Genomic DNA, 25,904 nt, shown 5'->3' on the forward strand with positions numbered 1-25,904 from the left:
TGACGGGCACGGCGATCGATGGGACTATTGCCGCCATCGAACAAATCCGGCGGCCACGCCGGAAAGCCTTGCCCGGAGACATTGATGAGCACCACCACGCCCGGCGCGTCCGCGCCGGCGGCGGAATCGCGCGCCGATTCCATCGCCGCCACCCCCGCCACCTCCCCCGCCACCGCGTTCACCCGCCTGCACCAGACCATCGCGCCTTGGGTGCGCAGCCATCCGGAGCGCCTGGCCCTGGTCGATGCCGAGCGCTCGCTGCGCTACGGCGAGCTCGACGGCGCCATTGCCGGCACCGCCCGCGCGCTGGCGGCGCTGGGCGTGCGCGGCGGCGACCGCGTGGTGCTGGTGACGGAGAACTGCGTGGGCTGCGCGGTGCTGATCCTGGCGCTCAGCGCGCTCGACGCGTGGGCCGTGCCGGTCAACGCGCGCCTGTCGCAGCGCGAGATCGGCAACATCGTCGAGCATGCCGGCGCCCGCGTGGCGCTGTACCTGGACGGCGCCCATGCGGAAGCGCGCGAGCACGGCCTGGCGCGCGGCGCGCAGCCGGCGCAGTGGCCGCACGTGGGCCGCCTGCTGGTCGGCGCGGTGAACGCGGCGGCGGTGCCCGAGCCGGTCGAGCCGGCGGCGCGCGACCAGGTCGCCGCGCTGATCTACACCACCGGCACCACCGGCGCGTCCAAGGGCGTGATGCTCACGCATGCCAACATGATGTTCATCGGCCGCTCCAACCGCGCGCAGGGCCGCGTGCAGCCGGGCGACCGCGTCTACGGCGTGCTGCCGATGTCGCACGTGTACGGCCTGTCGGTGCTGCTGGTGGGGCCGCTGTCCAACGGCGCCACGGTGTTCTACGAGGCGCGCTTCCGCCCCGAGACGCTGGCGCGGGCGCTGGCCGAACAGCAGCTCACCGTGCTGCACGGCGTGCCGGCGCTGTACGCCAAGCTGATCGAATGGAGCCGCGCGCAGGCCACGCCGCTGCGCGCGCCCGCGCTGCGCATGGCGCAGTCCGGCGGCGCGCCGCTCACCGAGACGCTCAAGGCCGCCTTCGAAAGCAGCTTCGGCATCGTGCTGAACAACGGCTACGGCATGACCGAGACCTCGCCCACGGTGTGCCAGACGCGCGTGGAGTCGCCGCGCGCGGACTGCTCGGTCGGCCCGGTGGTGCCCGAGGTGGAGATCCGCCTGGGCGACCCGCTGCCCGACGGCAGCGGCGAGCTGCTGGTGCGCGGCCCCAACGTGATGAAGGGCTATTACCGCCGCCCCGACCTGACCGCGCAGGTGATCGACGCCGACGGCTGGCTGCATACCGGCGACCTCGCGCGCATCGACGCCGACGGCGCGGTGTTCATCGTCGGCCGCTCCAAGGAAATCATCATCCACTCCGGCTTCAACGTGTACCCGGAGGAAGTCGAGCAATCGATCAACGCCTTCCCGGCCGTGCTGCAGTCCGCCGTGGTAGGGCGCGCGGTGGAGGGCAACGAGGAAGTCGTCGCCTTCGTCGAGGTGCGCGCCGGCATGGCGCTGGACCCGGCCGCGCTGCGCGCGTTCCTGCGCGAGCAGTTGTCGCCGTACAAGATCCCGCACGAGGTGCGCGTCGTCGAGCACCTGCCGGCCGCGCCGTCCGGCAAGATCCTCAAGGCGAAGCTGCGCGAGATGCTGGCCGCCGCCGGCTGATCCGCATCCACGGCCCCGCCAGTCACCGCCCGCGCATGGACAACCTCGACGATCCGGACCCGCCGCCGCCCGACGACGGCGCCCAGCCCAAGGAAGACCGGCATTTCGTCACCGCGCTGGCGCGCGGGCTCGACGTGCTGGCGTGCTTCCGCAGCTACGAGACGCGGCTCGGCAATGCCGAGCTGGCGCAGCGCTGCGGCCTGCCCAAGTCCACCGTGTCGCGCCTGACCCATACCCTGACCGAGCTGGGCTACCTGCGCCTGGACCCCGAGCAGGCCAAGTACCAGCTCGGCAGCTCTGCGCTGGCGATGGCGCCGGCGGCGCAGCAGGGCGTGGACGTGCTGGAGGTGGTGCGCCCCTTCATGCGGGCGCTGGCGGACCTGTCGCAAGGCGTGACCTCGCTGATCGTGCGCGACCGCGCGCAGATGCTGATCTACGAGAACTGCCAGTCGGAGTCCTACCTGACGCTGCGCGTGGCGGCGGGCACGCGCATCTCGGGGCTGACCACGGCCGCCGGGCGCGCCTATCTCGAAGCGCTGCCGCCGGCCGAGCGCAAGCAGGCGCTGGCCGCGTTCCGCCGCCACGACGGGCTGGACGCCGCGCGCGCCGAGGCCATCGTGGCGCACGGCGGCGCCGAGGTGCGGCGCATGGGCTGCACCACGTCGTTCGGCGAATGGCTGCCCGACATCAACTCCATCGCCGCCGCGTTCCGCCCGGGCCGCGCGCTGCCACCGATGACGCTGTCATGCAGCGGCCCCACCGCCATCGTGCCGGCCGCGATGCTGCTGGAAACGGTGCGCCCGCTGCTGGTGGAAAGCGTGCGCGGCATCGAGGCGGCGCTGCAAGCGCAGGCGCGCTGAGCGGCGGGCAGGAAGACGGACGGATAGACGGACAGTCAGACCGACGGACGGCAGACCGGCAAAAAGGCGAGCAAGGAGGCGGGCAGGAAAGCGCCGCGCCGGCTCAGCTTTCGTCCAGGCCCGGCGGCATCGCGCGCGGGTTGCCGCCCTGCTCGCCCTGCCTGCCTTCCGGGCCGTGGCCGCCGAAGTCGCGGTGGCGCTTGTGCTCGCGCAGCAGCGCTTCTTCCTGCCGCAGGCGCCGGCGCAGGCCGCGCTCGAAGCGCCCGCCGATCAGGAGCAGCAGCAGCCCCAGCGCCAGCGCGATCGCCACGATGGCGTAGTACCCTGCCCCGCACGCCGCGCCGACGATGGCGGCCAGCCAGATCGCCGCCGCCGTGGTCAGGCCCTGGGGCTTGTCGTCGTTGCTGTGGCGCGAGATCACGCCCACGCCGAGAAAGCCGATGCCGGTCAGCAGGCCCTGCAGCACGCGCGACATGGCATCGGGCGGATGGCCCGACACCGTCACCACGCACACCGCGGCGGCGGCGCCCAGCGACACCAGCCCCAGCGTGCGCACGCCCGCCGGCTTGCCGTGCAGGTTGCGGTCCAGCCCGAGCAGGACCCCGCACAGCAGGCCGGAGAAAAGGCGGAGGAACAGGTCGAGGCTGAAAGCTTGCATGGATGGCGGCGGACGATGGCAGGCGGATGCCGGATTCCGCGAGCTTACCGCACGGCGCCGGCCGCCGGCCAGCGCCCCGGTCTCACGCCAGCGCCGCGGGCGCGGCCATGCCGTACTTTTCCAGCCACGGCGCGAGCTGCGGCAGGATCGCCGGGTTCAGCGCCACGCCCTCGCGCAGTTGCCGCGCCTTGCGCTCGAGCGCGCCCTGCCCCGGCAGTCTGACCCGGTCCACGCCGGGCCGCGGCGGGTTGCCGGTGCTGGCGCGCGCCACCCAGCCCATCTGCGTGGCGAAGGCTTCCTCGCCGGCGAACGCGGCCGGGTCGAGGATCTGCAGGAACACGGTGTTGCCCCAGCGCTTGCCCGGGTCGTCGCGGCCGTGGCCGGTCAGGCCGGCGGTCAGCGCCTCCACCATCAGCGACAGCGCGAAGCCCTTGTGGCCCACGTCGAGCCCGCCCAGCGGCAGGATCGAGCCGGCGTGCGGGGGAAACAGCACGGCCGGGTCGTCGCTGGCGTTGCCGTGCTCGTCGATCAGCCACTGGTGCGGCAGGCGCTTGCCTTCCTTGTACAGGCGGCCGGTCAGGCCGTTGGTGGTGATGGAGGTGGACACGTCGATCAGCACCGGGCCCTCGGGCGTGGGAAACCCGACCGCCAGCGGGCTCGGCGAGAACACCGCGCGGGTGCCGCCGAACGGCGCCACGGTGGCCGCGCCGGGCGCCGACGAGAACAGCAGCATGACCAGCCCGGCCCGCGTGGCGCGCTCCAGGTAGGCCGCCAGGCAGGCGATGTGGTGCGAGCGGCGGATGGTGACGGTGCCGGTGCCGTAGTCGCGCGCGCGCGCCATCGCGCTTTCCAGCGCGCGCAGGGTCAGCCACGGGCCAGGCAGGCGCTTGCCGTCCCAGGTGGCGACGGCGGCGCGCTCGGAGATGACGTCGTAGTCTTCCGTGACCGCCATGCTGCCGCTCTCGATCTCGGCCAGGTAGGTCGGCAGCAGTTGCAGGCCGTGGGTGTCGTGGCCCATCAGGTCGGCCTCGATCAGGATGTCGGCCACGTCGGCGGCGCGGTCGTCCGGCATGCCGGCGCGCGCGAACATGGCCTGGGCCATGCCGCGCAGCGCGGCGGCGTCATGGCGCGAAGTGGCAGGGCGCGGAGTGGCGGGGGCGGGATTGCTCATGATGATGGTTCCTCGATGGGGGCGCGCCCGGCGCAGCCTGCCGGGCGCCGGTTTATTCGTCGACCGAGACGCCGGCCGCCTTGACGACCTTCTCCCAGCGCACCTTCTCCGCCAGCGCGAAGGCCTGGAATTCGGCGGCGGGCTTGGGGTCGGGATCGGCGCCGGCGGTCACCAGCGCCTCGCGGAAATCGGGGCGGGCCGAGGCCGCCATGATGATGTCGCTCAGGCGCGTGACGATCTCGCGCGGCGTGCGCGCCGGCGCGAACACGCCGAACCACGAGCCGGTGACGAAGCCCGGCAGGCCGGCTTCTTCCATCGTCGGCACGTTGGGCAGCGCGCTCATGCGGTGCGCGCCGGTGACGGCCAGCGCCTTGAGCTTGCCGGCCTTGACGAACGGCAGCGAGGTCGGCGCGTTGTCGAACATCAGCTGCACCTGCCCGCCCATCAGGTCGGTCACGGCGGGCGCGCTGCCCTTGTAGGGCACGTGCACCATCGACACGCCGGTCATGACCTTGTACAGCTCGCCCGAGAGATGGATCGAGGTGCCGGTGCCGGACGAGGCGAAGGTGGTGCTGCCGTTGGCGCGCTTGACGTACTGGGTCAGCTCCTTGACGCTGTTGGCCGGCACGCCGGGGTTGACCACCAGGATGTTGGGCACCGAGGCGACCATCGCCACCGCGGCGAAGTCCTTGACGGTGTCATAGGGCATCTTGCGGTAGAAGCTGGCGTTGATGGCATTGGTGCCGACCGTGCCCACCAGCAGCGTGTAGCCGTCCGGCGCGGACTTGGCCACGGTGTCGGCGCCGATGTTGCCCGAAGCGCCCGGGCGGTTGTCCACCACCACCGCCTGCCCCAGCGACTTCTGCAGCTCGCGCGCGACCAGGCGCGCCACGATGTCGGTGTTGCCGCCCGCGGTGAACGGCACGATCAGGCGGATCGGCTTGGCCGGCCAGGTCTCGGCCCGCGCCGGCAGCGCGCCGCAGACGGTGGTGGCGGCCAGCGCGGCCAGGGCCAGCAGCGAGGCGCGGCGGCCGCGCTTGTGCGTTGCATCTTGCATCGGTGTCTCCTGCTCTTTGCGAGCTTTGTGGTTCGGCTTTCTTCGGGGCTTCTTCGAGCCTTCCCTGGCCTTCCTCGGGCGTTCTTCTTGCCTTCTGCGGGCTTTCTTCCTGCCCTCTGCGGGGCTTTCCCGGTTCGCCTGTCAGCGCGGCGGCAGCAGCCGGCCCGGGTTCATCAGGCCGTGCGGGTCCAGCGCCTGCTTGATCCTCTGCATTAGCGCCATTTCCACGGCGGACTTGTAGTGCGCGTTCTTCCCGACCTTGAGCTGGCCGATGCCGTGCTCGGCGGAGATCGAGCCGCGCACGCGCGCCACCGCCTCGTACACCAGCGCGCTGACCGCCGCGCCGCTGGCCTGCACGAACGGCGCCTGCGGCTGGCCGGCCGGGGCGCTGACGTTGTAGTGCAGGTTGCCGTCGCCGAGATGGCCGAAGGCCAGCACGCGCGCGCCCGGATGGGCCGCCACGATGTCGGCGCTGGTGCGCTCGATGAAGGTGGCGATGGCCGAGATCGGCACCGAGATGTCGTGCTTGACGTTGTCGCCGCCGTCGAGCGACTGCGCCTCGGGCAGGTGGTGGCGGATGCGCCAGAGCGCGTCGGACTGCGCCAGCGAGGCGGCGATGGCCGCGTCGGCCACGATGCCGGCCTCGAAGGCTTCCTCCATCAGCTCGCCGAACGCCTGCGTGGCGTGCGCCTCGCTGTGCGGGTCGCTGCTTTCCAGCAGCACGTACCAGGGATGGTCCTGCTCGAACGGCGCGCGGCAATCGGGGAAATGGCGCGCCACCAGCGCCATGCAGGCTCCGCTCATCAGCTCGAACGCGGTCAGCGTGGCGGCCAGCCGGCGCTGGGCCAGCTCCAGCAGGCGCAGCGCGGCATGCGGGTCGGCCACGGCGGCCAGCGCGGTCATGCGCGCGGCCGGGCGCGGATAGAGCTTGAGCGTGGCGGCGGTGATCACGCCCAGCGTACCCTCGGCGCCGATGAACAGCTGCTTGAGGTCGTAGCCGGTATTGTCCTTGCGCAGCGCGCGCAGGCCGTCCCAGATCTCGCCGTCGGGCGTGACCACTTCCAGCCCCAGGCACAGCTCGCGCGTGTTGCCGTAGCGCAGCACCTGCACGCCGCCGGCATTGCTGGCGAGGTTGCCGCCGATGGTGCAGCTGCCTTCCGCGCCGAGCGAGAGCGGATAGAGGCGGTCCGCCTCCTGCGCGGCCTGCTGGACGTTGGCCAGGATGCAGCCGGCCTCGGCGGTCAGCGTGTTGTTGAGCGGGTCGATCTCGCGGATGCGGTTCAGGCGCGCGGTGGACAGCACCAGCGCGTGGCCGCCGCCGTCGGGCACGGCGCCGCCCACCATGCCGGTATTGCCGCCCTGCGGCACCAGCGGCACGCGGTGCGCCGCGCACCAGCGCACCACCGCGGCCACGTCCGCCGTGGTGTCCGGCTGCGCCACGGCCAGCGTGCGGCCGGTGAAGTTGCGGCGCCAGTCGGTCAGGAACGGCGCGGTGTCGTCGGGCGCGGTCAGCAGCCGCCCGGAGAAATGGCCGCGCAGGCCATCCAGCGTGCCAGTGGTCATGCGAAGGGTCTCCTGTTCTGCGTTCTTGTTATGGATCTGGTGCGAGGCGTGCCGTATGCGGCACGCCGTATATCAGGTGCCGGCGGCTGTCCGGCGTCATGGGTCCGGCCGGTCTTGTGTTCCTTGTCTTCCGTGTCTTCCCATGCCCGCCGGACACGCGCCGCCGTCAGCCGGCGATGCGCATGGCCGGGGTGATCTGGCGCGGATCGGTGGTCAGTTCCAGCACGGCGGGCTTGCCCGCCGCCAGCGCGCGCTCGAAGGCACCGGCGAAGTCCTCGGTGCGCGTCACGCGCTCGGCCCAAGCGCCGCACGACTGCGCCATCGCCACGAAGTCCGGGCTGGGGATGTCGGTGCCGCTGACGCGGCCCGGATAGCGCTTTTCCTGGTGCATGCGGATGGTGCCGTACATGCCGTTGTTGACCACCACCACCACGAGGTTGGCGCCGTAGGCGGCGGCGGTGGCGATCTCCTGCGGGTACATCAGGAAGCAGCCGTCGCCGGCGAAGCACACCACCGTGCGCTGCGGGTCGCGCAGCTTGGCGGCGATGGCCGCCGGCAGGCCGTAGCCCATCGCGCCGCAGGTGGGCGCCAGTTCGGTGCGCGGCTGGCGGTAGGCGTAGTAGCGGTGCAGCCAGACCGTGTAGTTGCCGGCGCCGTTGCTGAGCACGGCGTCGGCCGGCAGGGTCTGGTTGAGATGGTCGACCACCGCGGTCATGTCCACGCCGCTGAGTTCGGCGTGCGGCTTGCCCGGCGTGACGAAGGCGATGTGCGCGGCGCGCGCGGCGCCGGTCCAGTCGCCCCAGGCCACGCTGGCCGGGGCCGGCAGCGCGGCCAGCATGGCCGCGCCGGTCTCGGTGCCGGCCTCGATGGCGAGTTCGGGCTGGTAGACGCGGCCCAGCTCGGCGCTGTCGGCGTGCACGTGGATCAGGCGCTGGCGCGGCGTGGGTGCCTCCAGCAGCGTGTAGCCGTCGGTGGCGATGTCGCCCAGGCGCGTGCCGAAGGCGAGGATCACGTCGGCGGTGCGCACGCGCTCGGCCAGCGCCGGGCTCACGCCCAGGCTCAGGTGGCCCACGTAGTGCGGGTCGCGGTTGTCGAGCACGTCCTGGCGGCGGAACGCGCATGCCACCGGCAGGTCCCAGCGCCGCACGAAGGTGGCGAAGTCCGCCGCCGCGCGCGGGCTCCAGTTGGCGCCGCCGGCGATCACCAGCGGCCGCTGCGCGCCGGCCAGCAGCGCGGCCAGCGCCTCGGCGTCGGCCGCGCGCGGGGCCGCCGCCACGGGCTGGTAGCGGGGGGTGTCGGCAACCTCGCACAGGCCGTCGAGCACGTCCTCGGGCAGCGCGATCACCACCGGGCCGGGCCGGCCCGAGGTGGCGCAGCGGAACGCGCGCGCCACCAGTTCCGGGATGCGCGCGGGGTCGTCGATCTCCACCACCCACTTGGCGATGGAGCCGAACATGGCGCCGTAGTCCACTTCCTGGAACGCCTCGCGGCCCTTGTGGCCGCGCGCGATCTGGCCGACGAACAGCAGCATCGGGGTGGAGTCCTGCGCGGCGATGTGCACGCCGATGCTGGCATGGGTGGCGCCCGGCCCGCGCGTGACGAAGCAGATGCCCGGGCGGCCGGTGAGCTTGCCGTCGGCCTCGGCCATGTTGGCCGCGGCGCCTTCGTGCTTGCACACGATCAGGTCGATGGCGGGCTGGTCGTGCAGGGCGTCGAGCACGTCGAGGAAGCTTTCGCCGGGCACGCAGAAGATGCGCTCGGCGCCGTGGATGCGCAGCGCGTCGACCAGCACGCGTCCGCCCGTGCGGGCGGCCGGCGCGGCGGAAACGGAATGGGTGGACGCGGTGGCGGCAGGAGTCTGGGTCATGTCGGTCTTCGGATGATGCACTGCGGTCAGGTCTGCGCCGGCGGCTGGTGGCGCGATTCGTATGGCGATTCACGGCGCGATTCACAGCACGATCACGGCGCGATTGTTGCGGCGCGGGACGCGAGCGGCGGCGGCGGATCGGCGGCAAGGCCGGGCAATGTGGTGATTGTTATGGCCGCCCCCCTTGCGCGCCCGGCATATGGCGCATTTCTGCTATGCGTAAAACGCAAGGCTGTGCCGTGCCGGTCGCGTGTAGATTGTGACCAAGGCGATCCCGCCCTGCCCCACCTTGCCGCTTGCCAGATGATAGCGGCCCGCGCGGGGCGGCGGAAAGAAGGATGGCCGCACAACAAGCCAGGAGACCAGCATATGCCTACCCACCGCCGGCCGCAGCGGCCCGCCCGCGTCCAGTTTCCCCAACATTTCCGTGCGGCACCGCTGTCCGCGCCACGCCGCGCCCTGCGCGCCCTGGCCGCCGCCGGCGCGCTGGCGCTGCTGGCCAGCGGGCTGGCCGCCCATGCGCAGGACGCCTGGCCGACCAAGCCCGTCAACTACGTGGTGCCGTTCGCCGCGGGCGGCACCACCGACGTGCTGGGCCGCCTGATCGGCCTGCGCCTGTCGCAGATGATCGGCCAGCCGGTGGTGGTGGAAAACCGCGCCGGCGCGGGCGGCAACATCGGCTCGGACTACGTGGCCAAGGCGGCGCCGGACGGCTACACGCTGGTCGGCGGCACCATCAGCTCGCATTCCATCAACGTCAGCCTGTACCCGAAGATGCCCTACGACCCGGTCAGGGACTTCAAGCCGGTGGCGCTGATTGGCACCCTGCCCAACCTGCTGGTGGTCAACGCCGGCAGCCCGTGGAAGAGCGTGCAGGACGTGATCGCCGCCGCCCGCGCCAAGCCGGGCACGGTGTCGTTCGGCTCGGCCGGCAACGGCACCTCGCAGCACCTGGCCGGCGAGCTGTTCGCCAGCATGGCCGGCGTCAAGCTGCTGCACGTGCCGTACAAGGGCAGCAACCCAGCGGTGCAGGCGCTGCTGGGTAGCCAGGTCGACGTGCTGTTCGAGAACAGCGTGGCGGCCATGCCGATGATCCAGGCCGGCAAGCTGCGCGCGCTGGCCACCACGGCGGCCACGCGCGCGCGCGAGCTGCCGGACGTGCCGACCGTGGCCGAGGCCGGCGGGCCGAAGCTGGCCGGCTACGAGATCGTCTCGTGGCAGGCGGTGTTCGCCCCGGCCGGCACGCCGCAGCCCATCGTCAACCGGCTCGGCGCCGACATCGGCAAGATCGTGCAGGAGCCGGACATGCGCGCGCGCTTCGCCACGCTCGGCATCGAGCCATCCGGCGCGGGCCCGGCCGAGCTGGGCGCGTTCCAGAAGCGCGAGGTGGCCAAGTGGGCGCAGTTGATCAAGAGCGCCAATATCCGGCCGGAATGACGCGGATGCATGGCCGGCGCCCATTGCCGGGTACCCAAGCGGGGCCGGGCGGCTTATGATGGTGGCCGCCGCCGGCCCTGCCGCCGTTTTCTTGCGCCGGTTTTTGCGCCGGTTCTTTCGCTATCTTCTGCCGCCTGTCTCGTCCGCCCCCTCCTTCCGCTATCCCGCTACCCGATCCCATGAGTGAACACCGCATCCCGACCGCCGCCCTGCATCAGTGGGTATCCGACCTCTGGCTCGCCGCCGGCTCCGACGCGCGCGAAGCCCGCCTGACCGCCGACCACCTGGTCGGCGCCAACCTGTCCGGGCACGATTCGCACGGCGTGGGCATGATCCCGAAGTACGTGCTGTCCTGGCTGGGCGAGCAGCTCCAGCTCAACCAGCACGTGAGCGTGGTGCACGAGTCCGGCGGCATCCTGAGCCTGGACGGCAACCGCGGCATGGGTCAGGCGGTCACCGAGGAGGCCATGAACCTGGCCATCGGCCGCGCGCGCGAGCATGGCGTGTGCGTGCTGGGGCTGCGCCGCTCGCACCACCTCGGCCGCGTGGGCCACTGGGCCGAGCAGGCCGCCGCCGCCGGCATGATCTCGATCCACTTCGTCAACGTGCTGTCCCGGCAGATCGTGGCGCCGCACGGCGGCTACGAGGCGCGCTACGGCACCAACCCGTTCACCATCGGCGTGCCGGTGGCCGGCGCCGCGCCGCTGGTGATGGACTTCGCCACCAGCGCGATCGCGCTGGGCAAGGTGCGCGTGGCCAACAACAAGGGCGTGCCGGTGCCGCCGGGCTGCCTGCTGGACGCCGACGGCCATCCCACCAACGACCCCGCCGTGATGTTCCCGCCCGCGGGCCAGCCGCATGGCGCGCTGCGCTCGTTCGGCGAGCACAAGGGCTACGTGCTGGCGATGATGTGCGAGCTGCTGGGCGCGGCCGTGACCGGCGGCCACACCATCCGCCCGGAGACGCTGACCCACGAGCACGCGGTCTGGAACAACATGCTGGCCATCGTGTTCGACCCGGCGCGCCTGGGCAGCAGCACCACCTTCGGCCACGAGGTGCAGTCCTTCGTCGACTGGGTGCGCTCGTCGAAGCTGCAGCCCGGCACCGAGGCCATCCTGCTGCCCGGCGAGCCCGAGCGCGCCTGGCGCCGCGCGCGCGCCGAGCACATTCCGGTGGACAGCGGCACGCTGGCCCAGCTCGACGACGCCGCCGCGCGCGTGCAGGCCGCGCGCGGCAAGTCGCCCGGCCCGCTGTCGCCGCTGGCGGTGGACTGAACCGCCCCCTTTCGGCAACCCGTCACCGGAACCACCATGCCCCATCTCATCATCGAACTCACCGAAAACACCCGGCTGGCCTGCTCGCAGGAAGAGCTGATGGACCAGGCCAACGCCGCGCTGCTGGCCTCCGGCCAGTTCAACGAGCCGGACATCAAGTCGCGCTGCGTGACGCTGACCGCCTACCGCCAGGGCACCGAGGCGCGCGAGCGCGCCTTCGTGCATGCCACGCTGCGCATCCTCGACGGGCGCGAGCTGGCCGTGCGGCAGGCGCTCGGCAAGGCCGTGTGCGAGGCGATCGCCGAGCAGGTGCGCCCCGGCCAGGCCGGCGAAAGCGTGCAGGTCAGCGTGGATGTGGTGGAGATGGAGCGCGCCAGCTTCGCCAAGCAGGTCGTCGGCGCATAGCCGCGCCCGGCAGGAACGCAGCACCGATGGCCTCCGCGCCGCGCCGCCGCCGTGCCTTCCGGGCACGCGCGGCGCGGCCGCCACGAGAGGCCACGCAGAAAGACAATCAGTGAAGATGCCCACAGGAGACAGCGTGACCACCACCAGCCCCGCCACCGCGCCCGCCGCGCCGGTCATCCGCCTGCACGCGCAGGACAACGTGCTGATCGCCCGCACCGAACTCAGCATCGGCACGCCGGTGCCCGGCGAGACCTTCACCATCCGCAGCCAGGTACCGGCCGGCTACAAGATCGCCGCGCGCCCGATCCACAAGGGCGAGCCGATCCTGAAGTACAACACCACCATCGGCTTCGCCGGCGCCGACATCGCGCCGGGCGCGCTGGTGTCCGGCCACAACATCGAGTTCCGCGAGTTCGACCGCGACTACGCCCATGCGCGCGACTTCGTGCCGGTGGCGCTGCTGCCCGAGGTCGAGCAGGCCAGCTTCGACGGCATCGTGCGCGACGACGGCCGCGTGGCCACGCGCAACTTCATCGGCGTGGTGGCCACCGTCAACTGCTCGGCCACCGTGGTGCACAAGATCGCCGAGTGGTTCACGCCCGAGCGGCTGGCGGACTTCCCCAACGTGAACGGCGTGGTGGCCTTCGCCCACAGCACCGGCTGCGGCATGGAGATGAGCGGCGAGCCGATGGCGATGCTGCAGCGCACGCTGGCCGGCTACATGCGCCACCCCAACCTGGCCGCGGTGCTGGTGATCGGCCTGGGCTGCGAGCGCAACCAGGTCAACGCCCTGCTCAAGGCCGAAGGGCTGGAGACCGGCCCGCGCCTGCACGCGTTCACCATGCAGGACACCGGCGGCACGCGCCGGACCATCGAAGCCGGCGTGGCCGCGGTGCAGGCGCTGCTGCCGGACGCCAACCGCGCGGCGCGCCGGCCGGTTTCGGCCAGCCACCTGAGCATCGGCCTGCAATGCGGCGGCTCGGACGGCTTTTCCTCGATCACCGCCAACCCGGCGCTCGGCGCCGCGATGGACATCCTGGTGCGCCACGGCGGCACCGCCATCCTGTCGGAGACGCCCGAGATCTACGGCGTGGAGCACACGCTGACGCGCCGCGCGGCCAGCCGCGAGGTGGGCGAGAAGCTGGTCGAGCGCATCCGCTGGTGGAAGGACGTGTACGCCGCCGGGCGCGACGTGCAGATCAACGGCCGCGTCAGCCCCGGCAACCAGGCCGGCGGGCTGGCCAATATCTTCGAGAAGTCGCTGGGCTCGTCGATGAAGGGCGGCACCGGCCCGCTGATGGACGTGTACCGCTATGCCGAGCCGATCACGCGCAAGGGCTTCGTCTTCATGGATTCGCCGGGCTTCGACCCGGTCTCCGCCACCGGCCAGATCGCCAGCGGCGCCAACCTGATCTGCTTCACCACCGGGCGCGGCTCCATGTTCGGCGCCAAGCCGGTGCCGTCGCTCAAGCTCGCCACCAATTCGCCGATGTACCGGCGGCTGGAGGAAGACATGGACATCAACTGCGGCGAGATCCTCGACGGCACCGCCACCATCCAGGAAATGGGCGAGCGCATCTTCGCGCAGATCCTGGCCACCGCCTCGGGCCAGCGCAGCAAGAGCGAGCTGCTGGGCCTGGGCGACCATGAATTCGCGCCGTGGCAGATCGGCATCACGGGCTGACGCCCGCTTGCGCCCGTTTGTGCCCGACTCCCTCCGACTCCGCCCGTACCCGACAAACTGCGCCAGGACACACCGCCTCATGCCTTCGTTGCCGACCCCGTTGCCGAACTCGCTGCTGCCCTCGCCGCTGCCCAACCGCTTCCGCGCCGACATCCTCGCGCGCCGCCGCCTGATCGGCTGCTGGTGCTCGCTGGGCAACGCCACCACCACCGAGATCCTCGGCCTGGCCGGCTTCGACTGGCTGCTGCTCGACGGCGAGCATTCGCCCAACGACGTGCTGACCTTCATCCCGCAACTGCAGGCGCTGCAAGGCAGCGTGAGCGCGCCGGTGGTGCGCCCGCCGGTCAACGACCCGGTGCTGATGAAGCGCCTGCTCGACATCGGCTTCTACAATTTCCTGATCCCGTTCGTGGAAAGCGCCGAGCAGGCCGGCCGCGCGGTCAGCGCCACGCGCTACCCGCCGGCCGGCGTGCGCGGCGTGTCGATGTCCCAGCGCAGCAACCGCTACGGCACGGTGCCCGACTACTTCAGCCGGATCAACGACAATATCTGCGTGCTGGTGCAGATCGAAAGCCAGAAAGGCGTGGATGCCGTGGACGAGATCTGCGCGGTGGACGGCGTGGACGGCATCTTCATCGGGCCGTCCGACCTGGCCGCCGCGTGCGGGCACATCGGCAACCCCAACCACCCGGACGTGCAGGCGCAGGTGGCGCGCATCTTCGCCGCCGCCAATCGCGCCGGCAAGGCCGTGGGCACGCTCACGCCGGTGGAGGCCGACGCACGCCGCTACCTCGACATGGGCGCGGCCTTCGTCGCGGTGGGCGTGGACCAGGGCATCTTCCGCAACGCGACGCAGGCGCTGCGCGACCGCTTCGCCGGCTGAAGCATCCTGACGACCTGAGGCTGCATGGCGTGGCGCCAGGCAGCGCACATGAAGAGAGGACAGACATGAGCAAGATCGGATTCATCGGCCTGGGCGTGATGGGCACGCCGATGGCGCAGCACCTCGCGGCCGGCGGCCACACGCTCTACGTGCACTCGCGCAGCGGCGCGCCCCAGGCCCTGCTCGACGCCGGCGCGCAGGCGTGCGCCAACGCCGCCGAGGTGGCGCGCCAGAGCGAGGTCGTTTTCCTGATGCTGCCCGACACGCCGGATGTGGAAAAGGTGCTGTTCGGCGACAACGGCGTGGCGCAGGGGCTTTCCAAGGGCAAGACCGTGGTCGACATGAGCTCGATCTCGCCGATCGAGACGCGCGTGTTCGCCGGCAGGATCGAGGCGCTCGGCTGCGACTACGTGGACGGCCCGGTGTCCGGCGGCGAGGTCGGCGCCAAGGCCGCCACGCTGTCGATCATGGCCGGCGGCAGGCAGGAGGCGTTCGACCGCGTGCTGCCGCTGCTCAAGCTGATGGGCAAGAACATCACGCTGGTGGGCGGCGTGGGCGACGGCCAGGTGGCCAAGGTGGCCAACCAGGTCATCGTCGCGCTGACCATCGAGGCCGTGGGCGAGGCGCTGGTGCTGGCCGCCAAGGCCGGCGCCGACCCGGCGCGCGTGCGCGAGGCGCTGATGGGCGGCTTTGCCAGCTCGCGCATCCTGGAAGTGCACGGCGAGCGCATGATCAAGCGCACCTTCGACCCGGGCTTTCGCATCGAGCTGCACCAGAAGGACCTGAACCTGGCGCTGTCCACCGCGCACAAGCTCGGCGTGAGCCTGCCCAACACCGCTTCGTGCCAGCAGCTGTTCAACGTGTGCGGCGCGCTCGGCGGCGCGCGCTGGGACCACTCCGGCCTGGTGCGCGCGCTCGAGCACATGGCCGGCCACGCCATCGGCGACAAGCCGGCGGCCAAGGGCTGATGGCGGCGGCGCGATGACGGCAAGCACGCTGAACTCGGAAGACCTGGCCTGCTTCGTCTGCGTGGCCAACACGCAGAGCATCTCGCGCGCCGCGCTCGAAATGGGCGCCGACCAGTCCACCGTGAGCCGCCAGATCGCGCGGCTGGAATCGGCGCTGGACACGCGCCTGTTCCACCGCAGCGGGCGCGGCGTGGTGCTGACCGAGGCCGGCCAGACGCTGATCGTCTACGCGCGCCAGGTCGCCGCCACGCTGGCGGAGGCGCGCGAGGCCATCCGCGCGTCGTCGGCGCAAGGGCCGGCGCAACTGGTGATCGCCGCGCAGCCGACCATCGCCAACACCGCGTTCGCCAGCATCGGCACCGCGCTCAAGCAGCGCTTTCCCGCCACCAAGGTACGCTTCGTCGAAGGGCTGGCCAGCCCGGTGCTGGCGTGGCTCGCGGCCGGCGAGATCGACGTCGCCCTGCTCTACCTGCCTGAGCAGCAAGGCGCGCTGAAGGTGGACATCCTGCTAGAGGAAGACCTGACCCTGGTCACGCCGACCTCGTGGAGCCATCTCGGCCCGACCTTTGCCGTGCGCCGGCTCGCCGAAGTGCCACTGATCCTGCCCAGCACCGGCCACGGCCTGCGCGTGCTGGCCGAGTCGCTGGCCGCGCGCAGCGGCACCGCGCTGCAGCTCGCGCTGGAATGCGATGCCTCCAACACCGTGGCGATGCGCCTGGTGGAAGACGGCTGCGGCGCCACGCTGCTGCCGTTTGCCGCGGTCGCCGACCGCGTGGCGCAGGGCCGGCTGCACTCGGCCCGGCTGGTGGATCCGGTGGTCACGCGCCAGGTGGCGCTGGCGACCGCGCGCAACCGCCCGCCGGTGCCCGAACTGTGGGACATCATGCAGACGGTGCGGCAGTCGGTGCGCAATATCGTGATGTCCGGCGCGTGGCCGGGGGCGCGGCTGATCTGAGCCGGGCCGGGTCCGCATTGCGCGGCCGGCACGGCTCGGGAGGGGAAGTGCCGGCAGAAAAGCGCCGGCAGGGAATCGCCGACGGAAAGGCGCCGACAGGGAGGCGCCGGCCGGCGCCTCCCGCCACGCTTACGGCAGCAGCGTCGAGACCGGCCGGCCGGAGGCGTAGATGCTGCGCACCTCGTCCGCGGTCAGCAGCCTGTTCCACAGCCCGATGTCGTTATAGTCGGCCTGGATGCGCGGCGAACCCGGCTGGTTCTTGGTGGTGTAGAACTTCCCGGAGCCGTCCTCGTTCAGGCTGAAGCCATTGCCCAGCCCCGCAACCTTGCTCGCCACGTTGGCGCTGATGCTCAGGTTCGTGATCTGGGCGCCGTACACCGGATCGAACAGGTAGGCCGACGCCGTCCTGTTGACGGTATCCACCGCCAGCGCGATGTAGACCCACTGCCCGTCCGCGAGGTGGCTGTTGGTCGCGTCGGCGCGGTCGCTGCCGCTGCCCAGGTTGAAGCGCACTTCGCACCCGGAGAACAGGCCAATCGTGATGCCGGCATTCTGGCCCGAGGTCCACAGCTTGTTCGACAGCATCGGCACGGCGGAACTGAGGTCCCGGGCGCAGACGTTCGTGACCCGGTACCAGAACCCCACCGTGAACTGCGGCGAGCCGGTGATGTCGCCGCCGCCATTCTGGATCAGGCGATATCCGGCCTGGCCAGTGGTCGCGCCGACCACGGCCGCGTCCACGCGCAGCGCCTGGGTCTGCCACGCATCGAGGAAATTGTCCGCCGGCAGGACGGAGCCGCCGTCGGCGGTGCTGTCCCACGGAACCAGCGAGGTCGCGCTCCTGGCATCAGCGAGGAAGGCGCCCGACAGCGACGCGCCGACGAACGGGAAGTAGCTGGTCAGCCCGGTGGTCAGGCTGCCGGCGAGCACCACGGGCTTCACGTAGTCGAGCTGCGCCGGGAACGATGCGAGCGCGTCGTCGGCCTGGATGGCATAGCTGTATTTCAGCAGCCCGCTGGCGGCGGCCGTGATGCCGGTGTCGAGGAACGTGCGCGCATCCGCCGCCAGCGTGGCAATCACGTTGCCGTCGCGCCAGACCTTCAGCGGGTTCGCTGGCGACTTCGTCAGCGACCAGGAAAGCGCGATGCTGGCCTTGTCGCCGCCGGCGGCGAAGCCGGTCGGCCGGATGCCCATGCCGGCCGCCAGGTTCTGGCCGTCGAAGTAGTAGTTCTCGGCGATCAGCGGCACCTGCAGGCGGTTCAGGATGGTCGGCGCGATGTCCGTGATGGCGCCGTGCTGGTAGAGCGCGCCCAGGTCGGCAACCAAATGCTCATCGGTTCCCGGCAGCGACGGCAGGCTCTCGCTGCTAGCGATGAACACCGTCTTGTTATCGAGCGACTGCCAGCCGCTGTTCGAGCCGAACTGGTCGAGGCCGTAGCCCGACGTCAGCAGCACCAGCCACTTCTCGTTCGGATGCGTCTTCTGCCGCTGCGCAATCTGGGCGCGCAGCGTGCCGACCGCGCTGGCCACGTCCGCCAGGCCGATGGCGGGCTGGTTCGCCGCCGCGCCCAGTTGCGCCACCGTGAGGTCGTATCCGCGCGACACCATGTCGGAAGCGCGCGCCGTCACGCAGGCCGCGTCTCCGGCGCAGTTGGTCAGCTCGTCGAAGACCCCCTTCGTGATATCCCCGTCGAGCAGGGCCAGGTCGGGGTCGCTGACCCCGGCCACGCCGATATGGACATTGGCGCGCGCCGCCTTGAGCATGGCGAACATGGTGTCGGCTTTCAGCGTCTCGCCGGCATCGTCGTCGGTATAGACGCCGTGCCGGTAGGCCCATTTCCCGGTAATCAGGCTCGCCCAGCTCGGGCGCCCGAGCGTGCGCTGCTCGGTCAGGCCGCCGGCCGTGCCGCCCGTCCACGCCGGTGCCACGGAGAGTCCGTCCAGCCCCGCGGCGGCATGGGCATCGAATGCCGCGCGCACGGCGCTGAAGGAGATGCCGTCTGCCTCCACCAGCAGAACCTTGGTGCCGGCATCCTGGGAAATTGCGACCGGCGTCGCGGGGGAATCCGCCGCAGCCGTGCTCGTATTCGAGTCGCCCCCTCCGCAGCCCGCGACGAGGCTTGCCAAGAGCAGGCTGGGAAACAACGCGATGACATGAATCTTGCGCATGAGAATTGATTGGCTCTGTGATGATTGATCGTGGACCGAAGGCCAGTCCACGCATCGGACTTCAGTCGGGACACCAGCGGGAATCGGCCAGCCGCCGGCCGGCACAGGACCAGCACTGCTGGCCTGCGCGGGCGCGGCGGTTTCGATCCGCTGGTGCAAGGACAAGGCCGGTTGCTTGCCGGCAAGGCGGCTGCGGCCGGGCGCGGCGAGGCATGACCGCCCGGCCGCGCCCGCCGCAGCCCGGTGCTTACTGGGCTCCCATCCCCATTGCCGGGTCGGAGATGGAGTCCTTGGCGATCTCCATGCGTCCGGCAAAGCGGCGCTTGAACGCGGCCGACGCATCGCAGGTCACGACGAAGTCGTACCACTGGCCGCTGCCGGCGATCTGCCATTCGAGCGAAGCGACCTGGCCCGGCTGGACGGTCGCCGACCACGGCCCGTCGGTCCGGTATGCCTGCGCGGCGACGCTGAACGTGCATGCGGAGCTGCCGCCGTTGTGCAGCTTGACCTGCACCGCGGCTGCGTCGCACGGGACGTAGCAGACCTGGATCTCCGGATTGGCGCCGGCCAGCTCCGTCACGTTGCCGGCAAATTCGCGGTGAAAGCCGTTGGGCCCGAGCACCCAGAGGTTGTACTGGCCGGCGTCGGCCGCGAGGTCCCATGCGTCGTCGAGCGTCTTGCCGGCCTCGACGACGTAGCGCCTGGGAATGCGATCCAGGTGCAGCTTGTCGTAGACGTGGAATACCGCCCCGGTGTTCGCGCTGCTGGCGTTGGCGAACAGCAGGCGCACCTGGTTCTGCGCCGCGTCGGCGCGCGCGCTGGCATGCAGCTCATACGGCAGCGCGCGCGAAGGCCGCGCGCCCTGCGGCACGGCGGGCAGGACCTGGTTGGCCGGCACGGCGATGCTTGCCTGCGACTGCTGCCAACTGGTGAGGCTGTCCGCGTCGTCCTTGGTGGTGCGTCCGGCAAGGGTCGGCAGCGTCTGGCTGTTCGGCGTGGCGAAGTTGAAGGCCGAGGTCAGGTCGCCGCAGATCGAGCGCCGGAAGGCGCTGATATTGGGCTCCTTGACACCGAAGCGTTCCTCCAGGAAACGAAGCGTCGAGGTGTGATCGAACGTCTGCGAATTGACCCAGCCGCCGCGGCTCCACGGCGAAACCACCCACATCGGCACGCGGATGCCGGGCCCGAAGGGGCGGCCGTCCGCCGGCGACTGGTTCGTGGTGGCCGGCGAATAGTTGTGGTATTCGAACGCCATGTCGCTGTCGGAAAGCGTGAACTTGCCGGCCAGGGAGCCGTCGCTGTTCCTCGACGGCGCGGACGGCGGCGGAAGGTGGTCGAAAAAGCCGTCGTTCTCGTCGTAGCAGATGATCAGCGCCGTCTTGCTCCATACGTCCGGCGACGCGGTCAGCGCGTCCAGCACGGCCTGGGCATACCAGCCGCCCTTGGCGGGGCTCGAGTCGCCCGGATGCTCGCTGTAGGCGCCCGGGGCGATGATCCACGACACCTCGGGCAACTGGCCGTTGGCGACGTCGTCGCGCAGGCTTTGCAGGAAGCCACCGTCCGGCATCGTGTTGGCGAAGCCCTTGGCCAGCGAGCTGTATTGATCGTCGATGTCGGCGTTGTAGGCCGGGTTGAAGCCGGTGGCCACGTTGTTCGACACCTGCCTGCCCGACGGCATCTTTTCCATCTCGGCACGCCAGTGGCGGAAGCCCATCAGCGCATTGCAGCCATAGTTCCCCGGCATGTTCTGGTAGATCTTCCAGCTGACGCCGGCCGCCTGGAGCCGCTCGGCGTAGGTCGTCCACGTCCACCCCTGCGTGGACGGGCCGACGCCCGCGCCCGCGTTGAATTCATTGATCGTGGCCGCGACGTTGTCGCCGGACGGGCCGTTTGTCCCGGTCCAGTAGAACAGGCGATTGGGGATGGTCCCGGTGTGCATCGAGCAGTGATAGGCGTCGCACAGCGTGAAGGCATCGGCCAGGGCATAGTGAAACGGCACTTCCGCCTCATCGTAGTAGCCCATCGACAGCGTTCCCTTCGCGACCGGCCATTGATTCATGCGGCCGTGGTCCCACGCCGCCTGGCAATCCGGCCAGGTGTGCGGCGTGCCGCCCGCGGCCTGGGCGTTGCCCTTGGTGAAGTCGAGGTGATACGGAAGCTCGGTCGTGCCGCCCGAACGGGTCTGATAGAAGACGTTCTGCCCATTGAGCAAGGGGATGGGAAACCGGTCCCCGAAACCGCGGGCACCCTTGAACATGCCGAAATACCCGTCGAAGGAGCGATTCTCCAGCATGAGCATGACGACGTGTTTTACGTCCTGGATTGTCCCGGTGGTGTTATTCGCCTCGATGGCGAGTGCCCGGCGAATACTTTGCGGAAAACCGGCCATCGCGGCAACCGCGGCCGTGGTCCCGAGGGTGGTTTTCAGGAACTTCCGTTTTGATTGATTGAATGTCATGACGTCTTTATCAGGAATTGGGGGCGGCCGAACCGATCGGTGATTATGGTGCGCAATGCGCCGCGCAAACGGAATTGCCGGTCCCCGGCGCAGCCGGCGTGGTTGGCGAGGCCGGCGAAGTGGATGCGCTTGTGCCGCCCGCGGTCTGATCCGCATCGTCGCCGCCGCAACCGGAAAGGACCAGCACGAGAGAAAGCGCGGCGGCACCCAGTAATGATCTTTTCGTGCCCGACATGGGGGAAAGTATTTTTTTCATGGCTTCAATCAATATCAATGGTAAAAAATGCACGCACCACTGCTCCGATAAAGTAGAACCGGTCAACGAAATTGACGGCAACAATATCCCCACACACCGAAAAACCCACGGGGAGTCGTTGGATGCGGCGGTGAGCAATGAGCGCGCCTGGCGGACTTCCGAAATACTGTTGCTGCGACCTCACCCTGGAATGGATTGCCTGGCGGAACGACGCGATGGCCGAGGCTCCCTCGCAAGACCACGAACAGCGGGCAGCAAGGTGCTCAGCGGCCGGCAGGCGGACTTGCCTGGCGCGATCCCCGGACACGGCAGTGATCTGACGGCAGCCTCCGCGGGCTGCTCCTGGTGCTCGGGCGCGGTGAAGCTGCGCCCGTCAGGACTCGCGCCGCCTTGCCCTGGCTGGCTTCCAGGGCGGCGATGCGCTGCCGTGGCCCCAGTGCGGTCGGCAGAGAAGAGGCTTCGCCGGGTGGACGCCGGTTCCGCCATTGCGCAAGGCATCGGCACGGATTCCCGCCGGCACCGGCGCGTGTTCGAGGCAATTGCCAGCCACCACGCCGGACGTGGCGACAGCCGCGGACATGCGGGGAGCGCGATCTCCGCAGGCGGCCGTTGCAGCGGCAGCCGCCAGGGGATAGTGCTTCAGGGCTCGGTACATGGGTTCTTCCGTTTCGACATTTGCGAAGGGGTTTTCTTGGGCACCCCTCAATGGCGGACGCATTTTCACGGCGCAATATTTCAGGTTGATGATTTTTTTGTTTCATTTCACCTTTTGCGCCAGAAAGGCAAGAACCATATCGGATTATGGATTTATTCATATTCTATGGATATGGCGCGCCATATCGTATAGATCTCCACACCAATTTCTGTTTCTGGCCAAAATCAATCAGGCGATGAAATAGATACGCCTCGTTAATACCAGTCGCAACGATCCTTGCCAGCCAGGCCTCAAATAACTATTTCATGAAATATCGATAAATCACATCGATATAATCGTCGCAAGGCAACAAATTAATCATCCATGCAAATATCGACGCAATCCATGATTTAATCCGCTACACAATGAAACCGAAAAATACTCCGTACCCGCTCATAGACTACACGGCGGCTCCACGCGATAATGCGTGGCAACTGGAGAGGGTAATTCCGGACGCGTGCCCGGAGGGATGTCGCGGGGCGCGAGTCTCCCGCCGGCGGAGCCCGCCGGAAATCGTTTCCGGATGGCGTCCGCCGGCGGTTCCGCTTATGCCGGCTTGATGTTCTGGTTGTGCCGGAACAGGTTGCCCGGGTCGTAGCGCCGCTTCAGTTCCGCCAGCCGCGCGTAGTTCGGCCCGTAGGCCGCGCCCACGCGGTCGCCCTCGTCCTGCGTGAGGAAATTGACGTACACCGTGCCCAGCGCATAGGGCGCGGCCGCCGTGAAGACCTCGCGCGCCCAGGCGACGCAGGCGGCGTCGCTGGCCGCGTCGTCCCAGCGGCCGTGCACGTTCATGATGAAGTTGGCGTCGCGGTTGGCGTAGGCGGTGGCGTCCGGCGCCACGCGGTTGGTCTGCCCGCCCATCGCGCCGATGAAGATCTCGGTCTGCGGCGACGGCAGCCGGGTGAGGCACGCCGTCAGCACCTCGATCAGGCCGTCGTCGAGCCCGGCGAAGTTGTGCGACTTCCAGTAGTTGCGCGCGCCCGGCACCAGCATGGGATCGAATGCCTGCTGCCACGAGGCGAAGCGCATCGGGCCCAGGTGCTCGCCATAGGGCGTGCCGAGATTGCGCAGCGGCGCGGCGAGCTGCGGGCCGTTTTCCACCGGGCCGATGTAGCAGACCGCGAGCGCCACGACGGGCTTGCCGTGCACCTCGGGCGGCAGGAACGGCAGCGGCGGCGCCTGCCGCAGCACCGCCCACACGGTGAGCTCGTCGGGCATGCCGGGAAAGCGGTCGCGCAGGCCCTGCAGCACCGTGCCCGCCTGCTCCAGCGGATAGACGATCAGCCCGCCGTAGATCTCGGGGCCGACCGGATGCAGCGCGAACTCGAACATCGTCACCACGCCGAAATTGCCGCCGCCGCCGCGGATGGCCCAGAACAGGTCGGCGTGCTCGCCCGCGCTGGCGCGCAGCAGCTTGCCGTCGGCCGTGACCACGTGCGCGCCGGTGAGGTTGTCGACCGAGGCGCCGAACTTGCGGCTGATCCAGCCGAAGCCGCCGCCGAGCGTGAGCCCGGCCACGCCGGTGGTGGAGTTGATGCCGAGCGGCGTGGCGAGGCCGAAGGCCTGCGCCTCGTGGTCGAACTCCGCCAGCGTGGCGCCGGACTCGACGTGGGCGCGCCGCGCCACCGGGTCGATGCGGACCGACTTCATGCCGGACAGATCCAGCGTGATACCGCCGTCGCATACCGCGTGGCCGCCGATGTTGTGGCCGCCCGAGCGCACCGACAGCAGCATGTTCCGGTCGCGCGCGAACGCCACCGTGGCCATGACGTCGGCCGCGCCGGCGGCCTTGACGATCAGCGCGGGGCGCCGGTCGATCATCGCGTTCCAGATCGTGCGGGCCTCATCGTAGCCCGCTTCGCCGGGCAGCAGCGCCTTGCCGCGCAGCCTTGCCCTCCATTCTTCCACCAGTTCACCGGACAGGTCAGCCATGATGCACCTCGCGACGTGAGTCCCCGGTTCGGTAGCTGGCCACGCGGCCGGCAAACGCGCGCACGGCATGCCCCCGCCGAAGCGTCATGTCGGCGGGAAAAGCGGCATGGCGAAGCGAACGGAGCAACGCGGTGGCGGCAGGCCGGGCGCCTGCCGTGGCGGCGCCCTTTGCCTTGTGCGGCTGGTTTGTGCGGTGTGTTGTCGCCGCGGTGGGGAACGGATCCTTCCCCAATTTAAGGTTGGCGCCGCGCCAATGTAAAGGCGTCCGGGACGCGTGCCCCGGACGCCGGCGGAAACCGGCCGCGCGGCGGGACTCAGGTCACGGGCGCCGGGTTGAACAGGGCCAGCGCATTGTGCAGCTTGTGATGCTCGGCCCAGGTCTTCCTGCGTCCGCTCGCCACGTCCAGCATCAGGAGGAAGAGCTCCCAGCCCACGTCCTCGATGGTGGCCTCGCCGGTGGCGATGCGCCCGGCGTTGACGTCCATCAGGTCGTGCCAGCGGCGCGCGAGGTCGCTGCGCGTGGCGACCTTGATGACCGGCACCTCGGCCAGCCCGTAGGGCGTGCCGCGGCCGGTGGTGAACACGTGCAGGTTCATGCCGGCGGCAAGCTGCAGCGTGCCGCAGATGAAGTCGCTGGCCGGCGTGGCGGCGTAGATCAGGCCCTTCTGCGTGAGCTTCTCGCCCGGCGACAGCACGCCGGTGATGGCGCTGGTGCCGGACTTGACGATCGAGCCCATCGCCTTTTCCACGATATTGGACAGGCCGCCCTTCTTGTTGCCGGGCGTGGTGTTGGCGCTGCGGTCCACGCGCCCCTTTTCCAGGTAGCGGTCGTACCAGTCCATCTCGCGGATCATGGCCTGCGCCACCGCGGGCGTGGCCGCGCGCGCGGTGAGCTGGTCGATGCCGTCGCGCACCTCGGTGACTTCGGAGAACATCACCGTGGCGCCGGCGCGCACCAGCAGGTCGGTGGCGAACCCGACCGCCGGGTTGGCCGTCACGCCCGAGAAAGCATCGCTGCCGCCGCACTGCACGCCCACCACCAGCTCGGAAGCCGGGCAGGTCTCGCGGCGGCGCTGGTCCAGCCTGGCCAGGTGCGTGTGCGCCATCGCCATGATGGAATCGATCATGCTCTCGAAGCCGACATGCGCGTCGTCCTGCAGGCACACCACGCCGACGTCGAGGCTGCCGGCGCCGGCCTGCGCGGGCAGGGTGCCGGCCGGCATCAGGCGCTCGGGCTGGAGCTTCTCGCAGCCCAGGCTCACCATCATCGCGGTGCCGCCGAAATTGGGGTTGAGCGCGATGTTGCGCAGCGTGCGGATCGGCACGATGGCGTCCGGCGCGTCGATGGCGACGCCGCAGCCATAGGTGTGCTCCAGGCCGATCACGTCGTCCACGTTGGGATACTGCGGCAGCAGCTCGGCCTTGATGCGGCGCACCGCGTGCTCCACCACGCCCGACACGCACTGCACGGTGGTGGTGATGGCGAGGATGTTGCGCGTGCCGACCGAGCCGTCCGGGTTGCGGAAGCCCTCGAAGGTGTAGCCCTCCAGCGGCGGCAGCGGCGCCGCGGCGCGCGTGCCGACCGGCAGGTCGTGCAGCTCGGGCGCGACCGGCATCTCGATCACGCGCTCGTTGACCCAGCTGCCGCGCGGCAGGTCCTTGAGCGCGTAGCCGATCACCACGTTGTAGCGCACCACCGCGTCGCCTGCCCTGAGGTCGGCCAGCGCCACCTTGTGGCCCTGCGGCACGCGCTCGCGCAGCGTCAGCCCGTCCGCGAACACCGCGCCTTCGGGCAGCCCGCCGTCATTGGCAACGATGGCCACGTTGTCCTGCTCGTGGATGCGGATGTACAGCGGGGCGCCCTGCGCCTGCGCGCCCGCCGGCGCGCCGCCTGGTTGTTCAATCTTGATATCGATCACCGACATGACCTTCCTTGTTC

The 25,904-nt window shown here is 70.2% G+C and carries 19 protein-coding genes; 10 read left to right on the forward strand and 9 right to left on the reverse strand.

Annotated features, from left to right (window positions below; genetic code table 11):
* Window positions 1-84 precede the first annotated feature (84 nt).
* On the forward strand, window positions 85-1,674 hold the full coding sequence (locus ACWTPI_RS27520; RefSeq protein ID WP_454733316.1) for a class I adenylate-forming enzyme family protein: 1,590 nt from the start codon (window positions 85-87) through the stop codon (window positions 1,672-1,674).
* Between the two features lie 35 nt (window positions 1,675-1,709).
* Window positions 1,710-2,534, forward strand: a complete 825-nt coding sequence (locus ACWTPI_RS27525) for an IclR family transcriptional regulator (protein ID WP_059411620.1) — start codon at window positions 1,710-1,712, stop codon at window positions 2,532-2,534.
* A 103-nt stretch (window positions 2,535-2,637) separates the two neighbouring features.
* On the opposite strand, the gene ACWTPI_RS27530 is transcribed toward ACWTPI_RS27525, so the two are convergent.
* The 5 genes from ACWTPI_RS27530 to ACWTPI_RS27550 form a co-directional block, all read right to left on the reverse strand.
* Window positions 2,638-3,192: an MgtC/SapB family protein gene (locus tag ACWTPI_RS27530; RefSeq protein ID WP_063922985.1), complete on the reverse strand. Its 555-nt coding sequence runs from the start codon at window positions 3,190-3,192 to the stop codon at window positions 2,638-2,640.
* A gap of 82 nt (window positions 3,193-3,274) precedes the next feature.
* Window positions 3,275-4,363 carry an Ldh family oxidoreductase gene (locus ACWTPI_RS27535; RefSeq protein WP_454733317.1) on the reverse strand — a complete coding sequence of 363 codons (1,089 nt, stop codon included), beginning with the start codon at window positions 4,361-4,363 and terminating at the stop codon, window positions 3,275-3,277.
* 52 nt (window positions 4,364-4,415) lie between these two features.
* On the reverse strand, window positions 4,416-5,420 hold the full coding sequence (locus tag ACWTPI_RS27540; RefSeq protein ID WP_454733318.1) for a Bug family tripartite tricarboxylate transporter substrate binding protein: 1,005 nt from the start codon (window positions 5,418-5,420) through the stop codon (window positions 4,416-4,418).
* 141 nt (window positions 5,421-5,561) lie between these two features.
* A complete protein-coding gene (locus tag ACWTPI_RS27545) occupies window positions 5,562-6,983 on the reverse strand; it encodes an FAD-binding oxidoreductase (protein WP_059411617.1) in 1,422 nt (473 codons plus the stop codon).
* 166 nt (window positions 6,984-7,149) lie between these two features.
* The gene (locus tag ACWTPI_RS27550) at window positions 7,150-8,850 is read right to left on the reverse strand and encodes a thiamine pyrophosphate-binding protein (RefSeq protein ID WP_059411616.1); all 1,701 of its coding nucleotides are present in this window, start codon (window positions 8,848-8,850) and stop codon (window positions 7,150-7,152) included.
* Window positions 8,851-9,219: 369 nt separating this feature from the next.
* On the opposite strand from ACWTPI_RS27550, the gene ACWTPI_RS27555 reads away from it, so the two are divergent.
* The 7 genes from ACWTPI_RS27555 (at window position 9,220) to ACWTPI_RS27585 (ending at window position 16,456) form a co-directional block, all read left to right on the forward strand.
* The gene (locus tag ACWTPI_RS27555) at window positions 9,220-10,287 is read left to right on the forward strand and encodes a Bug family tripartite tricarboxylate transporter substrate binding protein (protein WP_454733319.1); all 1,068 of its coding nucleotides are present in this window, start codon (window positions 9,220-9,222) and stop codon (window positions 10,285-10,287) included.
* A 179-nt stretch (window positions 10,288-10,466) separates the two neighbouring features.
* Window positions 10,467-11,561 (forward strand): malate/lactate/ureidoglycolate dehydrogenase, encoded by a 1,095-nt coding sequence (locus tag ACWTPI_RS27560; protein WP_454733320.1) that lies wholly within the window; start codon window positions 10,467-10,469, stop codon window positions 11,559-11,561.
* 36 nt (window positions 11,562-11,597) lie between these two features.
* Window positions 11,598-11,966, forward strand: coding sequence for a 5-carboxymethyl-2-hydroxymuconate Delta-isomerase (locus ACWTPI_RS27565; RefSeq protein WP_059411614.1), 369 nt, complete (start codon window positions 11,598-11,600; stop codon window positions 11,964-11,966).
* A gap of 133 nt (window positions 11,967-12,099) precedes the next feature.
* Window positions 12,100-13,650 (forward strand): UxaA family hydrolase, encoded by a 1,551-nt coding sequence (locus tag ACWTPI_RS27570; RefSeq protein WP_454733321.1) that lies wholly within the window; start codon window positions 12,100-12,102, stop codon window positions 13,648-13,650.
* A gap of 79 nt (window positions 13,651-13,729) precedes the next feature.
* On the forward strand, window positions 13,730-14,533 hold the full coding sequence (gene garL / locus ACWTPI_RS27575) for a 2-dehydro-3-deoxyglucarate aldolase (protein WP_059411613.1): 804 nt from the start codon (window positions 13,730-13,732) through the stop codon (window positions 14,531-14,533).
* 65 nt (window positions 14,534-14,598) lie between these two features.
* Window positions 14,599-15,501, forward strand: a complete 903-nt coding sequence (locus ACWTPI_RS27580; RefSeq protein ID WP_454733322.1) for a 2-hydroxy-3-oxopropionate reductase — start codon at window positions 14,599-14,601, stop codon at window positions 15,499-15,501.
* Window positions 15,502-15,514: 13 nt separating this feature from the next.
* Window positions 15,515-16,456: a LysR family transcriptional regulator gene (locus ACWTPI_RS27585; RefSeq protein ID WP_059411611.1), complete on the forward strand. Its 942-nt coding sequence runs from the start codon at window positions 15,515-15,517 to the stop codon at window positions 16,454-16,456.
* Window positions 16,457-16,585: 129 nt separating this feature from the next.
* Here ACWTPI_RS27585 and ACWTPI_RS27590 read toward each other — a convergent pair whose 3' ends face one another.
* Window positions 16,586-18,625 (reverse strand): LamG-like jellyroll fold domain-containing protein, encoded by a 2,040-nt coding sequence (locus tag ACWTPI_RS27590; protein WP_454733323.1) that lies wholly within the window; start codon window positions 18,623-18,625, stop codon window positions 16,586-16,588.
* 247 nt (window positions 18,626-18,872) lie between these two features.
* Window positions 18,873-21,083 carry a phosphocholine-specific phospholipase C gene (locus ACWTPI_RS27595; protein ID WP_454734026.1) on the reverse strand — a complete coding sequence of 737 codons (2,211 nt, stop codon included), beginning with the start codon at window positions 21,081-21,083 and terminating at the stop codon, window positions 18,873-18,875.
* 224 nt (window positions 21,084-21,307) lie between these two features.
* Here ACWTPI_RS27595 and ACWTPI_RS27600 point away from each other — a divergent pair, with 224 nt between their 5' ends.
* Window positions 21,308-22,186: a hypothetical protein gene (locus ACWTPI_RS27600; protein WP_454740528.1), complete on the forward strand. Its 879-nt coding sequence runs from the start codon at window positions 21,308-21,310 to the stop codon at window positions 22,184-22,186.
* A 393-nt stretch (window positions 22,187-22,579) separates the two neighbouring features.
* On the opposite strand, the gene ACWTPI_RS27605 is transcribed toward ACWTPI_RS27600, so the two are convergent.
* Window positions 22,580-23,965 carry an FAD-binding oxidoreductase gene (locus ACWTPI_RS27605; RefSeq protein ID WP_454733324.1) on the reverse strand — a complete coding sequence of 462 codons (1,386 nt, stop codon included), beginning with the start codon at window positions 23,963-23,965 and terminating at the stop codon, window positions 22,580-22,582.
* Window positions 23,966-24,279: 314 nt separating this feature from the next.
* Complete coding sequence (gene garD, locus ACWTPI_RS27610) at window positions 24,280-25,890, reverse strand: galactarate dehydratase (RefSeq protein ID WP_454733325.1); 1,611 nt, start codon at window positions 25,888-25,890, stop codon at window positions 24,280-24,282.
* Window positions 25,891-25,904 lie beyond the last annotated feature (14 nt).

Source organism: Cupriavidus ulmosensis (assembly GCF_977008105.1).